The sequence below is a fragment of the Paracandidimonas lactea genome (assembly GCF_021653995.1).
GTDB classification, from domain to species: Bacteria; Pseudomonadota; Gammaproteobacteria; order Burkholderiales; family Burkholderiaceae_B; genus Allopusillimonas; species Allopusillimonas lactea.
Genome location: NZ_JAJJOZ010000001.1, coordinates 746,834 through 761,208 on the forward strand (window position 1 = coordinate 746,834; position 14,375 = coordinate 761,208).

10 protein-coding genes and 1 riboswitch are annotated in these 14,375 nt (G+C 61.8%); of the genes, 2 read left to right on the forward strand and 8 right to left on the reverse strand.

Annotated features, from left to right (window positions below):
- Positions 1–79: 79 nt before the first annotated feature.
- The 6 genes from putA to clpS all read right to left on the reverse strand — a co-directional run bounded on the left by putA (position 80) and on the right by clpS (position 10,841).
- Entirely contained in the window at positions 80–3,889 is a 3,810-nt protein-coding gene (gene putA, locus LOL23_RS03470) for a trifunctional transcriptional regulator/proline dehydrogenase/L-glutamate gamma-semialdehyde dehydrogenase (protein ID WP_160981743.1), read from the reverse strand.
- A 287-nt stretch (positions 3,890–4,176) separates the two neighbouring features.
- Positions 4,177–4,905, reverse strand: coding sequence for a PqiC family protein (locus tag LOL23_RS03475; RefSeq protein ID WP_160981745.1), 729 nt, complete (start codon positions 4,903–4,905; stop codon positions 4,177–4,179).
- A 13-nt stretch (positions 4,906–4,918) separates the two neighbouring features.
- Positions 4,919–6,571: a PqiB family protein gene (locus LOL23_RS03480; protein ID WP_160981747.1), complete on the reverse strand. Its 1,653-nt coding sequence runs from the start codon at positions 6,569–6,571 to the stop codon at positions 4,919–4,921.
- On the reverse strand, positions 6,568–8,016 hold the full coding sequence (locus LOL23_RS03485) for a paraquat-inducible protein A (RefSeq protein WP_237173153.1): 1,449 nt from the start codon (positions 8,014–8,016) through the stop codon (positions 6,568–6,570). The genes LOL23_RS03480 and LOL23_RS03485 overlap by 4 nt, the downstream gene beginning before the upstream one ends.
- Positions 8,016–10,340 carry an ATP-dependent Clp protease ATP-binding subunit ClpA gene (clpA, locus tag LOL23_RS03490; protein WP_160981751.1) on the reverse strand — a complete coding sequence of 775 codons (2,325 nt, stop codon included), beginning with the start codon at positions 10,338–10,340 and terminating at the stop codon, positions 8,016–8,018. Before clpA ends, LOL23_RS03485 begins: the two co-directional genes overlap by 1 nt.
- Positions 10,341–10,517: 177 nt before the next feature.
- Complete coding sequence (gene clpS / locus LOL23_RS03495) at positions 10,518–10,841, reverse strand: ATP-dependent Clp protease adapter ClpS (protein ID WP_160981753.1); 324 nt, start codon at positions 10,839–10,841, stop codon at positions 10,518–10,520.
- A 162-nt stretch (positions 10,842–11,003) separates the two neighbouring features.
- Here clpS and LOL23_RS03500 point away from each other — a divergent pair, with 162 nt between their 5' ends.
- Both LOL23_RS03500 and LOL23_RS03505 read left to right on the forward strand, forming a co-directional pair.
- Positions 11,004–11,249 (forward strand): cold-shock protein, encoded by a 246-nt coding sequence (locus LOL23_RS03500; RefSeq protein ID WP_160981755.1) that lies wholly within the window; start codon positions 11,004–11,006, stop codon positions 11,247–11,249.
- Positions 11,250–11,393: 144 nt separating this feature from the next.
- Positions 11,394–11,855, forward strand: coding sequence for a DUF192 domain-containing protein (locus LOL23_RS03505; RefSeq protein ID WP_160981757.1), 462 nt, complete (start codon positions 11,394–11,396; stop codon positions 11,853–11,855).
- A 50-nt stretch (positions 11,856–11,905) separates the two neighbouring features.
- Here LOL23_RS03505 and LOL23_RS03510 read toward each other — a convergent pair whose 3' ends face one another.
- Positions 11,906–12,484, reverse strand: a complete 579-nt coding sequence (locus LOL23_RS03510) for a TMEM165/GDT1 family protein (protein ID WP_160981759.1) — start codon at positions 12,482–12,484, stop codon at positions 11,906–11,908.
- Positions 12,485–12,666: riboswitch (yybP-ykoY riboswitch) on the reverse strand.
- Between the two features lie 113 nt (positions 12,667–12,779).
- Complete coding sequence (gene pcaF / locus LOL23_RS03515; protein ID WP_160981760.1) at positions 12,780–13,985, reverse strand: 3-oxoadipyl-CoA thiolase; 1,206 nt, start codon at positions 13,983–13,985, stop codon at positions 12,780–12,782.
- Positions 13,986–14,375: the final 390 nt, after the last annotated feature.

Consider the following 14,375-nt stretch of genomic DNA (forward strand, 5'->3'; position numbering starts at 1 on the left):
TTCATCGCCTCTTGTGGAGGCGATTAGACCAGACATGAACGTTTACGTTAATGCGTCCTTACCCGAACCGGCCGCCGCGTCAGCCGATCATCATCAGACTGGCGTTGCCGCCCGCCGCGGTGGTGTTGATACTGATCGATATCTCTCGCAACAAGCGTTCGGGGCGGTAGGCCCGCCCCGCGGCAATGTCGTCGCTGCTCAGGCCCTGCACACCGACAATCGGGCCGGGCCGCGCAGCCACCGCCAGATTGAGTTCACGCAGCGCATCGCCGTCGCCTTCGAACAGCACGGCATCATACCCGCCCGCGGCGATCACATCGGACGGCGCGAACTGCAGGTTTTTCTGCTGGTCCGCCGGCAGAGTGCCTGCCCAGGCGCGCGCCGCGTCCGTATCCAGAAACAATGCCTGATTGCCTGTGGCGACGCAGGCCTCGCGCTGCGCGCGTGCGCCCGGCTCGGTTGCCGCCACACACAAGACCGTGCCACGCGGCGCCACCCGGTACAGATTGCTTTCGCCTGTGGGACCTGGCAAAGCCACTGGCGCAGCATCGTCAGCCGGCAGCGCCACCCCTGGGGGCAGGCCGGACGGTTCGCGGCTCAGAAGGCGTTGCAGGTACAGCGGCCCACCGGCCTTGGGCCCTGTACCCGACAGCCCTTGGCCGCCGAAAGGCTGAACGCCCACCACGGCGCCAACGATATTCCGGTTGACATAGATATTGCCAGCCTTGATGCGTTCCGACACATGCGCCACGGTTTCATCCAGGCGGGTGTGCACGCCGAAGGTCAGGCCGTAGCCGGATGCATTGATCCCGTCGATCAGGGCATCAAGCTCGTCGCGCCGGTAGGTGACAACGTGGAGCACAGGGCCGAAGACTTCCTGTTTCAGCTGATCAGGCTGGGAGAGCTCGATGAGCGTGGGTGGCACAAACACGCCATGGCGGCAGTCGGGAGGTATGTCGGCCTGCTCGACGCGGTGCCCCGCTTCGCGCATCGCTAGTATGTGCGCCTGGATTGCAGCCTGGGCCTGTGCGTCGATCACCGGCCCCACGTCCGTGCTCAAGCGGTCTGGGTTGCCTACCCGCAATTCACGCACTGCACCGCGTAACATACCCAGCACGTGCGGGGCGCAGTCTTCCTGCACGCACAGCAGGCGCAGCGCCGAGCAGCGCTGGCCGGCCGAGTCGAATGCAGACGTCAGCACATCGGCCACAACCTGCTCTGCGAGCGCTGAAGAATCGACAATCATCGCATTCAGGCCGCCAGTTTCCGCAATGAGCGGGATAGGGTGCCCATGATCATCCAGCCGCCCTGCCAGTTCACGCGCAATGAGATGAGCGACGCTGGTAGAGCCCGTGAACAGCACGCCGCGCACCGTTGGGCTCGCCACCAGGGCCGCCCCTACGGTTTCGCCGCGCCCCGGCAGCAGTTGTATCGCCCCCGCCGGGACACCCGCCCGACGCAGGATGTCCACACCCGCCGCCGCGATCAGCGCGGTTTGCTCGGCCGGTTTGGCCAGCACCGCATTGCCGGCCGCCAGCGCTGCGGACACCTGCCCAATGAAAATCGCCAAGGGGAAATTCCAGGGGCTAATGCATAGCACCGGGCCCAGCGGACGATGACTGTCGTTGGAAAAATCACGCTCGATTCGGCCTGCGTAGTAACGCAGGAAGTCCACCGCTTCGCGCACCTCGGCAATGGCATTGGGCAAGGACTTGCCCGCTTCGCGCACGATCAGCCCCAACAGGTGCTGCATGTCGCCTTCGAACAACTGTGCAGCACGAAGCAGGCATTGCGCCCTATCCGCTACCGGCGTGGCGGCCCAGATCGGCGCCGCATGGGCGGCGGAATCCAATGCATAGGCCAGCTCGTTGTCGTTGGCCTCGATGACATGGCCGACGATATCGCGGTGGTCGGCGGGATTGGCAACCGGCAGCGCGCGCGCCTCGTCCCATTGCCGCGTATCAGCCAGCATCGGCATGGCACGCCAAACGTGGCCCGCACTGCTCAGCAACGCGGAAGCCAGGGAACCCAGGCGCTGTTCGTTGCTCAAATCCAGGCCCGCTGCGTTGACGCGGCCGCCGTGAACGCGGTATAGGTCGCGCGGCAATGGAATGCGATCATGCGGTGCGCCCGCAGGGTGCACTTTTTCGGCGGCAGCCACTGGATCGGCAATCAAGGCATCGATCGCAATGTCCGCGTCACCAATCTGATTCACGAATGACGTGTTGGCGCCGTTTTCGAGCAAGCGGCGCACGAGATAAGCCAGCAGCGTTTCGTGCGTGCCTACGGGCGCATAAATGCGGCAGGGCCGGTTCAAGCCGCCCTGCGACACCGGCGCGGCAACATGCTCGTACAGGGATTCGCCCATGCCATGCAGACACTGGAACTCGTACTGCCCGGGGTAATAGTTTTGCCCCGCCATATGGTAGATCGCTGACAGCGTCTGGGCATTATGGGTGGCGAACTGAGGAAATATCGCTTGCGGCACAGCCAGCAGACGGCGAGCGCAAGCCAGGTAGGACACATCGGTGTGGATCTTGCGCGTGAATACGGGATAGCCTTCCAGGCCCTCGACTTGCGCGCGCTTGATCTCGGTATCCCAGTATGCACCCTTGACCAGCCGCACCATCAGGCGGTGGCCGCTGCGCTGAGCCAGATCAATGAGGTAGTCGATCACAAAGGGTGCGCGCTTCTGGTAGGCTTGCACGACAAAGCCAATGCCGTTCCAGCCGGCCAGCGCCTCGTCGAAACACATGGCCTCCAGCAGATCAAGCGACAGCTCCAGACGATCCGCCTCTTCGGCGTCGATATTCAAGCCTATATCGTACTGGTGCGCCAAACGTGCGAGATCGAGCACGCGCGGCAGCAACTCAGCCATCACGCGCTCGCGCTGGGCGCGAGAATAACGCGGGTGCAGCGCCGACAGCTTAATGGAAATACCCGGCCCTTCGTAAATACCGCGCCCCTGCGCAGCCTTGCCGATGGCATGAATAGCCTGCACGTAGGCAGTATGGTAGCGCTGCGCGTCATCGGCGGTGGTGGCGGCCTCGCCGAGCATGTCATAAGAGTAGCGGAAGCCTTTGTCTTCCAGCTTGCGGCTGTTGGCCAGCGCCGCGGCGATGGTCTGCCCGGCCACGAACTGCTCGCCCATCATACGCATGGCGATGTTGACGCCCTTGCGGATCAACGGTTCGCCACCTTTGCCTATCATGCGCGTCAGCGCCCGCGACAGCGACTGTTCGCTGTGTACGGCCACCAGTTTGCCAGTGAGCAACAGGCCCCACGTGGCGGCGTTGACAAACAGGGACGACGATTCGCCCATGTGGGCCCGCCAGTCGCCGCGCGAAATCTTGTCGCGGATCAGTGCATCGCGTGTTGCGCGATCGGGGATGCGTAGCAAGGCCTCGGCCAGGCACATCAGTGCCACCCCCTCCTGGCTACTGAGCGAAAACTCCTGGATCAGGCCCTCGACAATGCCGCTCTTGCGCCGGCTCCGCAGCGTATCGACCAGCTTGCGCGCAAGCGCCTGGACCTCTTGGGGCCGCGCGCTGCGCGCCTGCTCCAGCAATACCGGCACGCATTCAGTTTCCGGGCGGCGGTAGGCAGCGGTGATGGCCGCCCGCAGCACGGACTGCGGCTGAACGTCTTGTGCAAACACATAGAATGGTGGCACAACATCAGCGCCGGGCACATCAGCGGCCTGCTCGCCCGTCTCGGCATCGCCAACGCCCGCCTGGGGCAACACCTGCCCGCGCTCCACTGCCTCGATGTAGGAAAGCAAGGCTTGTTTGTGCAGCCAATGCGGGGTACAACCCACACGCGCCGCAGCCAGGCGCAGCCGTTCACGCAGAGACTCGTCCACTTTTACGCCGAGGGTGGTGGTAGCCATGAGAAGGTGCAACTCCATCGCAGCGGGGCAACCGGAACGGTTATCCTCATAACGGAGCGAATACTAATCCGGGTTGCACCTTTCAGGAAATAAAGGTTAACCCGAAGGAGAAAAACACCGCCCTGTGGCGAGCAGCGCAGTGCGGCGATGCCGCCCTGCCCGATGCGATTGCCAACAGCGTTGCGCGCTCGACGCAATGCAGATCAGTGGCGTTGCCACAACAGCTGAGGGCCTGAAGGCCGGCGCGACGTCGGATCGCAACGCACACGCTCCTGCCAGTACCGGCATCATCCAGCGGCGGTGCAACCCTTCAATAATGCTTGTGCACCCGATGCCCCGCCCACCTGGCGAGGGCTTGCCGTCACACCCTGCGCAATCTGCGTCGCGATCAGTTCCCCCAGGAGAGACAGCGCCGCGCGATGACCAGCCACGAGATCCGAAACGCTTGCGCCAGCCGGTGCCACTGCCATCCCTTCGCAATACACGGGTTTGCGCCCGGGAATACGGTTCGGCGTCAGCCGCCAGCCCGCCTGGATGGCGGCCTGTTGACCATAAACTGAGGTGAACCGCTGCACCCGCAGCCCTACTGTCCACACTCCAACGTCAGCTGGCGCTTGCGCCGACGAAACGTCCAGCACGCCAAGGCGGCGCGACAGATCATCCGCCAGCGCGGCCCGGATTTCTTCATTCAGCGCAGCAGCCCAGAGATAGCCGGACAAGGGGGTCACCTGGGTGGAAGCGGGGTCCACAAGTACGATCTGCGGGCGGTCCACCTGCTCGGGGACGGTGACCGGCCCCACGCTGATCACGTAGTGTCCACCGATGCTTGCAGGCTGGGCACGGCCCGTCCCGATACGCCCTGTCTCGGCAGGAGCAGCATCAGTGCCGCCGGGCTCCCTCCCCGCTTGCAAAGCCGCTGCGGGCAACAATGAGTAGTAATGCTCCGCGGGAGCCGTAGCGCAGGCCGCCAGCAAACTGGATAAGCCCAGGGCGAGCGGAACGAATGGGCGCAGCATGGGTATACGTCTCCTACGGAGTGATGAAAGCCGGGTCAGCCGTTCGGCCGCGGATGACCGAGGATGGATTGGTCTGCAGATAATCCGCCAGCGCGCGCAGCGACCGGGCCGCCTGGCCTAACTCGCGAACTGTATCGGCCAGGTTTGCGCCCGGAGCAGTCTCCTGCCCCAGCAGGGCATCGACGCTGCCAAGCGACTTTTCGGCCGACCTGAGCATGGCCTTGGCCTGCGGCGCCAGTTCGCCATTGACCTGACGCAGCACCTTGGTCAACACGGCAAGGCTGTCGCGCAGCTCGGCGCCAATGTCATCGAAGGGGATTTTCTCCACCTTGTTGACAATGCTGCTGATCTGCTGCTGCAGTTGATCAAAACTGCCAGGCATGGTCGGTACGATCATCGGTTCATGGGCCGCATCCACCGCTACCGGCTTGGCGTCGGGGAAAAACTCCAAGGCAACATACTGCTGGCCGGTCAGCAGGTTGGCGGAGCGTATCTGCGCCCGCAGGCCGTGCTCGAGCATACGCATCAGCATGAAGGCCGCAGGTGGCTCGGATGACTCGGCATTCTTCGCGGCAAGCTCGTAAAGCCGGCCAAAGCGCAAGGGGTAAAGCTCCGCCTGCACTTGTGCATATATCTGCTGCGCGGCAGGATCGTAATCGAGTTCGATGCTTGAAATCCTGCCCAACTCCAGCCCGCGAAAATCAACCGGCGCACCGACCTTGAGCCCGCGAACCGACTGCAGAAAACGCATCTCCACCTGGAAAGGTGGACCGTGGGGCTCATCCATGGCTTCTTCACGCGTGGCCGAGAGGCGGAATACAGAATTGGGTGAGGCTTGGACGACATCATTTGCACTGGCAGGCGCAAATGCCACACCGCCCGCCAGCAACGACACCAGTGCGCCCGTCTCCACCTTGAAGCCACCGGCGTCAAGTGACAGACTCACGCCGCTGGCGTTCCAGAATCGCGCATCTTTGGTGACAAAACGGTCATAGGGCGCGTCGACAAACACCTGGACTTGCACCGCCCTGCCGTTCTCGTCGAGCGCATACCGGATGACTTGTCCGACCTGGATGCGCCGGAAATACACGGGTGAGCCAATTTCCAGGGAACCCAGATCATCAGCTGTGAGCGTGAAACGCGTACCGGGGCGCGAACTGCTGACTTCGGGTGGCGTTTCCAGACCATCAAACTCGTAGACGGAATCGGCCTTTTCGTCGGGTTGCTCCGCCGTATCCACACTGATGTAGGCGCCCGACAACAGCGTATTCAGCCCGGTGACGCCGCTGATGCCCAGCCTGGGGCGCACAACCCAGAATCTACTGCCCGGGCGCGCGATATAAGCGGCGCTGTCGCGATCAATCTGTGCGCTCACCAGCGCCTTTTTGCGGTCCGGCGACACCTTGATGCTAGTGACCGTGCCAATGGCCACTTCCTTGTAGCGTACACGCGTCTGGCCTACCTCCAGACCTTCGGCGGAATCGAAGCTGATCACCACTGTGGGCCCCGCATGCAGCCAGTCGCGAAACAGCAACGAAGCACCGACGATCGCTGCCACCAGTGGTACAAGCCAGATCCAAGAGATCTGCAGCCGGCTCGACTTCTTGACAACCGGCCGTGGTGCAGATTGCGGATCGGGCGAGGACGACGTATCGGGAGTGGTCATAGATTGCTTTCGGCGCGGCGTCGCGCGGATTGATTGGCCACAAGAGGCATGCTGGCGGGAGTTGAGGAAAGACTCGTCGTGCGCGGCGACGCCGCCGTGACAGGCCCGTGATCCCATGCGGATCGCGGGTCAAAGCAATGGGCGGCAAGCATCGTCAACACAACGACCATGCCGAAGCTGGCGGCGCCCGGCCCGGCCAGCACTTGGGAAACGCCGGGGAAATTCGCCATAGCCGACATCAGAATGACCACAAACACATCGAGCATGGACCACTGGCCAATGAACTCAACAAAGCCATACAACCGCGTTCGCGAGCGCGCAATAGCCTCGCCCTGCCAGCGGTCGCGCAGCATCAGCAAAACGAGCACCACGATCTTGGTGACAGGTACAACAATACTGGCCACGAACACGATAATCGCCAGATCCGGCGAGCCCAACCGCCACAGTTCGAGCACCCCGCCCAATATGGTGTGATTGCCGTCCTCCACCAGTGTACGCACCCGCATGATGGGCAGCAGATTGGCGGGCAGATAAATAATACTCGCGGCAATCAGTAGCGCCCACACACGCGCACGCATGTCCGGTTTGCGCGGATAGATACGGCTGTTGCAGCGGCGGCAGCGCAGCGCTGCCCCCGGGTCTTCTATATACCGCGTGAACAGGCCGGCCGGCGCGGCCTGAACATAACCGCAGCAGGTGCAACTGAGCAATATGCGCGCGGCATTGCCTTTGGACACATTGGCATTGGCGTCCCCGTGCATGTCAGTGCAGGCCTGTGCGCCGAGCCGTGTATCGGCATCCTCGCCCGTGCTCGTCGCGGCCAGACCGGAAATCGGCACAAGCCCAGCATCTTCCGCGTAGCGCCAGATATTGCGCGCGGCCACGCGCGTCAGCCCGGTAAGCAGAAAGGTCAGTATGCCGAAGGCCCAGATAGCAGGCGCGGGCGTAATGTCCGCCAGGCTGGAAAACTTCACCACAGCGACGATGATCGCCAGCGTCAGCACCGGAATCATGCTCCAGGGTTCAACCCAGTGCAGCACACGCAAGCCCCAGGCAAAATCGCCCGGCAGGCGCCCTGCGCGCACCGCCATCAACGCCCACAGCGTGATGAGTAACTGCGTCAGTGGCATCCAGAACCCTGCCATCGCGGTCATGATGGCCACCATTTCATGCCCCTGGCGCCACGTTAGCAGCAAGGCGCCCGGCAGCGAGGCATCGACCTGCATACCTTGTATGCGCAAATGCGCGATGGGGAAATAATTGGCGATGACAAAGAGGATAAGCGCTGTCAGCGTAAGCGCAATCCAGCCGTTCAGGGACAACCGGCTTTGCCGATAAAGTTCCTCGCCACAGCGCGTGCACGAAGCGATCTGCGCGGGCTCCAGCGGAGCCCGCTTATGCAGCGTCGCGCAGTAATCGCACGCAAGCAGTGGCGTGACCGCCATCAATCAACCAGTTCGGGTTCCGGGCGCGAAGACGACGATGGATTCGATGGGCCGGACTTGCCGGTGGAATCCGGAAATACCAGCTGCACCTTGCCCTCGTCGTCAAGCCCCACCTCGACACGACCGCCGTCCACCAGCCTGCCGAACAGCAGCTCGTCGGCCAGCGCGCGCCGGATCGTATCCTGGATGAGGCGTTGCATCGGCCGCGCCCCCATCGCCGGGTCGAAGCCCTCTTTGGCGAGATGCTCGCGCAACTCGGGGGTGAACACGACATCGACGTGTTTTTCATGCAGTTGGTCTTCGAGCTGCATGAGGAACTTGTCAACCACCCGCATGATCACTTCGCGCGAAAGCGGTTTGAAGCTGATCGTAGCGTCGAGCCGGTTGCGGAACTCGGGAGTGAACAGCCGCTTGATATCAGCCATCTCGTCGCCGCCGCGAGCCGGCGTGGCAAAACCGATGGAGGTCTTGTTCAACGCTTCCGCACCCGCGTTGGTCGTCATCACGATGATTACATTGCGGAAATCGGACTTGCGGCCGTTGTTGTCGGTCAGGGTGCCGTGGTCCATCACCTGGAGCAGAATGTTGTAGACATCCGGATGCGCTTTTTCGATCTCGTCAAGCAGGAGTACACAGTGCGGCTGCTTGCTGACGGCTTCGGTCAGCAAGCCCCCCTGGTCGAAGCCCACATAGCCCGGAGGCGCACCAATCAGACGCGAAACGGTATGGCGTTCCATGTACTCGGACATATCGAAACGCAGCAGCTCGATACCCAGTACGAATGCCAACTGGCGCGCGACTTCGGTCTTGCCGACACCCGTGGGACCGGAGAACAAGAAGGCGCCAATGGGCTTGTCTGGCCGGCCCAGGCCCGAGCGCGCCATTTTGATGGCGGCCGCCAGCGCTTCGATAGCCGGATCCTGACCAAACACGACCGTCTTGAGGTCGCGTTCGAGCGTTGCCAGCTTATTGCGGTCGTCGTGCGACACCGACTGCGGCGGAATGCGCGCAATTTTGGCCACAGTGGCCTGGATCTCGCCCTTGCCAATGGTCTTGCGCTGCTTGGAGCGCGGCAGCAGGCGCTGCGCGGCACCGGCTTCGTCGATCACATCAATCGCCTTGTCGGGCAGAAAACGATCATTGATGTATCGTGCTGCCAATTCGGCGGCCGCAGTGATCGCCGCGTTGGAATATTTGACGCCATGGTGCTCTTCGAAATGCCCTTTCAGGCCCCGCAGGATCTGCACCGTCTGCTCCACAGTGGGCTCGGGTACATCGATCTTCTGGAAGCGGCGCGACAGCGCGTGGTCTTTCTCGAAGATGCCGCGATATTCGTTATAGGTGGTCGCGCCCAGGCACTTGAGCTGCCCTGATGACAGCGCAGGTTTGAGCAGGTTCGAAGCATCCAGCGTACCGCCCGACGCCGAACCGGCACCGATCAGCGTATGAATTTCGTCGATGAACAGGATGGCATTGCGGTTGTCCTTGAGCGACTTGAGCACGCCCTTGAGGCGCTGCTCGAAATCGCCGCGATATTTGGTGCCCGCGAGCAACGCCCCCATATCCAGCGCGTAGACCTCGGCGTGGGCAAGAATCTCGGGCACATCACCCTTGGTGATGCGCCAGGCCAGCCCTTCGGCGATCGCAGTCTTGCCCACCCCCGCCTCGCCCACCAGCAGCGGATTGTTCTTGCGCCGGCGGCAAAGCACCTGAATGACGCGCTCTACCTCGTGCTCGCGTCCGATCAGAGGATCGATACGCCCGCGGCGGGCTTCGGCATTGAGGTCGGTGGCATAAAGTTCGAGCGGCGACTTCTGCTGATCAGGCTTGGAATCTGTATCTGAAATCTGCTGTGCTTTCGCCGGCTCGGCGGGTGCTTCTTCCTGCTGCTTGGTAATACCATGCGACAAATAATTGACAACATCCAGCCGGCTGACGCCTTGCTGTTGCAAGAAATACACTGCGTGGGAGTCTTTCTCACCGTACATGGCTACCAGCACATTGGCGCCGGTCACCGTATTCTTGTTGGAATTGCCCGACGACACATGCATGATCGCGCGCTGAATGACGCGCTGGAAACCGAGCGTGGGCTGGGTATCCACCTCTTCCTGCCCGGGAAATATGGGTGTGTTTTCTTTGATGAACTTGCGCAGTTCCTGGCGCAGCGCATCAATATTGGCCGAGCACGCGCGCAGCACTTCCACCGCTGCCGCATTATCGAGCAGCGAAAGCAGCAGGTGCTCCACTGTAATGAATTCATGTCGCGCACTGCGGGCTTCGACAAACGCCATGTGCAGGCTGACTTCAAGTTCTTCCGAGATCACGCTTCCTCCATACATATCGGAGCGGACAGCAATTCGATAAATCCTATTCTATGACTAAATCGACCTTGCGTATCAACAATAGTGAAAAGCCCTATCGGGGCTAATATCTGCGACAGCCAGGCCGCACGCTGGTTCCTGAAAACCATGCGTGCCGCAGTGCTGCATGTCCACATGGCCTCATGCATCGGGTGCCGGCTCCATTATGCATTGCAGAGGATGCTGCCGCGCCTGCGCCATTTGCCTCACCATTTCAACTCGTGTGGCGGCAATATCGCGCGTGTACACGCCGCATACACCCCTGCCCTCGTTGTGAACCTTCAGCATAATACGCGCCGCCTCATCTTCGTTTTTACCGAAAATACGCTGCAATACAACGACGACAAATTCCATCGGTGTGTAATCGTCATTAAGCAGCACGACCTGATACATAGGCGGTGGCGCGGTCTTCGAAGACTGCCGGTCGAGCACCGTTTCACGCTGGTTTTCGATCTGAGTAACCATGCCAAATACTAGTGGTTTCCATAGGTTGACTACACCAATTCAAGTGCGCATCATCGTGGTGTTCTGTGTGCTTGAAATCCACACGTGCCAGAATCGGTAGGCTAAAGGTAACCCTTGTAGTCGCGTTTCAATTTAACACTATATTGTCGAGAGGCAGTCCGCATGTCTGAATCAACCGCAACCTCCGCGCCCGGGGATACCCAGAAGCTGACCGGAACGGTCAAGTGGTTCAATGACGCCAAGGGTTTTGGCTTCATCACCCCTGACAACGGTGGGGAAGACCTATTCGCACATTTCTCGTCCATCCAGATGAATGGCTTCAAGACGCTAAAAGAAGGCCAGAAAGTCGCATTTGAAATCGCACAAGGGCCCAAAGGCAAGCAAGCACTGAATATTACGGCAACCTGATGTTTTGCAAGGGCTGAACAGCCTCATGCTTCAATAATAATGCATAACTCTCACTACACTACAGGGCCTCAGCGCCCTGTTTTTTTTGGCCTGCCGCGCCTGACCCGTGCGCATATCCGACGTTTGGCGGATCGGGCCCGGCGCGTGGCAAACACGCAGAGCGTGCGCGCCCTGAAACGGCTGTTTCCCTTGCTGCTCGTCGCACCGGCCATGCCCGCCGCCGGCCAAGGCATGCTGCTGCCGACCGCCGAACTGAGCATCGCGGGATACGCCATCACAGCAGAGATCGCTGCCACGGAAGCAAGCCGCAGCAATGGCCTGATGAATCGCAACTTCCTGCCATCCAACCACGGCATGCTGTTCGTTTTCGAGAGGGCGAATATGGCCTGCTTCTGGATGAAAAATACGCCACTGCCCTTGTCTATCGCCTTTATCAATGAGCAAGGCAAGATCGTCAATATCGCCCATATGCAGCCGCACACCCTGGACACCCACTGCCCGCTGCGCCCAGTGCCCTTCGCGCTTGAAATGCCGCAAGGCTGGTTCGGGGACCGCGATATACGCGCGGGCGCCTTGATCCAAGGCCTGCCCCCACGCGGAAAGTAGGCGTTGCGGGCACGCCGGCAAAACCAGCCGTGCCCGTATCGCGAGGTGCGCTAGAGACCCAACCCCTTGCCGGCGCCAAGCAGCGTGGCGACACCCAGCACGGCGAAAACCCCCGCTGCGATGGTATGCACAAGCCTCATGGGGATGCGGTTTGCCAGCTTCTCGCCGGCGAACACAGCGGGAACGTCCGCGATCAACATGCCCAGCGTTGTGCCCACCACCACCAGCACCGGCGTAGCGTAATGCGCCGCCATAGCCACGGTGGCAATTTGCGTCTTATCGCCCATTTCGGCCAGAAAAAAGGTGATCAATGTCGCCCCGAAAACCCCGAAATGGCGGGCTACTTGGGTTTCCTCTTCTTCGATTTTGTCGGGAATCAGCGTCCAGATCGCCATTGCGATGAATGACGCGCCGAGCACCCAGCGCAGCGTCTGCGGCGATACCGTGGCCGTGATCCAGGCGCCCAATGCGCCCGCCAGCCCATGATTGATGATGGTAGCGACCAGGATACCAAGAACGATAGGGAGCGGTTTCTTGAAGCGAGCCGCAAGGAGAAAGGCAAGCAACTGGGTTTTGTCGCCGATTTCAGCCAGTGCGACAACGCCGGTGGAGACGAGAAGTGATTCCATGAGGGTTCCGCGGGCCAGCACAAAGACGAATGACCACCCCGCCGCCCGGCCCATCCGGCGGCGTGTGGTCAAAGGTCTTGCCAAGCTGAAAACCGCACGCGCCATGGCCGGAAGGCCAAGTGTGTTGACGCGCGCCTCTTCGGTGCGAAGAGCGGCTACTCCCCAATGACAGGCGCAAATGTACCACATATCGCGCCCTTAAGGCCGGGGCCGAGCCATTGCCGGTGCATAACAACCCCGACAACGGCTCGGCCCCGAATGCTTCCTGCCAGGCGCCGCGCGGGCGCCTTCAGGCTCAGATTTTTTCGAGGATGACGGCGATGCCCTGCCCGACGCCGATGCACATTGTGCACAGCGCATAACGACTGCCGGTGCGGTGCAACTGGTTGACTGCAGTAAGCGCCAGACGGGCGCCGCTGGCCCCCAGCGGGTGGCCTAGGGCAATTGCGCCGCCGTTCGGGTTGACGCGCGGATCGTTGTCCGCCACACCCAGCAGGCGCAGCGTGGCCAGACCCTGCGAGGCAAACGCCTCATTTAGCTCAATGACGTCGATCTGATCGATCGTCAGGCCAGCGAGGGCCAGCACCTTCTGCGACGCGGGTGCGGGACCAATACCCATGATGCGAGGCTCGACGCCCGCCGTAGCCATTGCGACGATACGCGCGCGCGGCGTCAGGCCGTGCTTCTTGGCTGCTGCTTCCGAAGCGACAATCATTGCGCAGGCGCCGTCGTTGACGCCTGATGCGTTGCCAGCCGTCACCGTGCCATCAGGACGCACAATGGGCTTGAGCCGGGCCAGGGCCTCGAGCGTGGTTTCACGGGGGTGTTCGTCGCGGTCTACCACCACCGGGTCGCCTTTGCGCTGGGGGATGGACACGGGCGTGATCTCGGCGTCGAAAAAGCCGGCTTTTTGCGCAGCAGCGGCTTTCTGCTGGCTCGCCAGCGCGAACAGATCCTGGTCCTCGCGGCTGACCTTGAACTGGTCAGCCACGTTCTCGGCCGTTTCGGGCATGGAGTCTACGCCATACTGCGCCTTGAGCGCGCGGTTGACAAAGCGCCAGCCAATCGTGGTGTCGTAAATAGCCGCATTGCGCGAAAAGGCTGTGTCGGCCTTGCCCATCACGAACGGTGCGCGCGACATGCTCTCGACACCGCCCGCCAGCAGGAAGGATGCATCGCCAGCACGAATCGCGCGAGCTGCCGACCCCACCGCATCGAGCCCCGAGCCGCACAGGCGGTTAATAGTTGCGCCGGGCACATCCACCGGCAGACCCGCGAGCAGCGTTGCCATGCGAGCCACATTGCGGTTGTCTTCACCCGCTTGGTTGGCGCCGCCCATCAAGACGTCGTCCAGGGCGGACCAGTCCACACCGGCGTTGCGCTCGACCAGGGCCCGAATCGGGATGGCGGCCAGGTCATCGGCCCGTACCGGGGCCAGGGCGCCGCCGTAACGGCCGAACGGGGTGCGAATCGCGTCGCAGATAAAGGCGTGTGTCGTCATGGGATGTCTGCCGGCGGCACAGCTGGCAAGCCCCCCGTGCCGCGAATGAATAGTTGGAAATTACCGGTTTATGCCAGGACGATGACATGGCCCGTCCAAGCCCGAAAATAGTAGCGCAGCGGGCGGCGAGGCGTGCTGCGCTACTCGCCAAAACGTCCGATTGATGGACACATGGAAAAAAGAATATTGCAGTGCGCCATTGCCGATAACGCAAAACCGGCTGCCGCATGGGTTATTGCCACAGGGGAGCCGGTTCGGAAATCTAATGGACTGTGTACTGTACGCAGTATGGACGGCGTATGGCGCGCCATGCAGGCAAGTACATGGTGTAGCGAACAGCGAGGAGACTGCGGCGGGCTTACCGGGTGCATCGCCGGCGGCTATACGCCG

Excerpts from the sequence above, each read along its gene's own strand:
- putA (WP_160981743.1), bottom strand. The coding sequence starts at position 3,889 with ATGGCTACCACCACCCTCGGCGTAAAAGTGGACGAGTCTCTGCGTGAA.
- LOL23_RS03475 (WP_160981745.1), bottom strand. The coding sequence starts at position 4,905 with ATGCTGCGCCCATTCGTTCCGCTCGCCCTGGGCTTATCCAGTTTGCTG.
- LOL23_RS03480 (WP_160981747.1), bottom strand. The coding sequence starts at position 6,571 with ATGACCACTCCCGATACGTCGTCCTCGCCCGATCCGCAATCTGCACCA.
- LOL23_RS03485 (WP_237173153.1), bottom strand. The coding sequence starts at position 8,016 with ATGGCGGTCACGCCACTGCTTGCGTGCGATTACTGCGCGACGCTGCAT.
- clpS (WP_160981753.1), bottom strand. The coding sequence starts at position 10,841 with ATGGTTACTCAGATCGAAAACCAGCGTGAAACGGTGCTCGACCGGCAG.
- LOL23_RS03500 (WP_160981755.1), top strand. The coding sequence starts at position 11,004 with ATGTCTGAATCAACCGCAACCTCCGCGCCCGGGGATACCCAGAAGCTG.
- LOL23_RS03510 (WP_160981759.1), bottom strand. The coding sequence starts at position 12,484 with ATGGAATCACTTCTCGTCTCCACCGGCGTTGTCGCACTGGCTGAAATC.
- pcaF (WP_160981760.1), bottom strand. The coding sequence starts at position 13,985 with ATGACGACACACGCCTTTATCTGCGACGCGATTCGCACCCCGTTCGGC.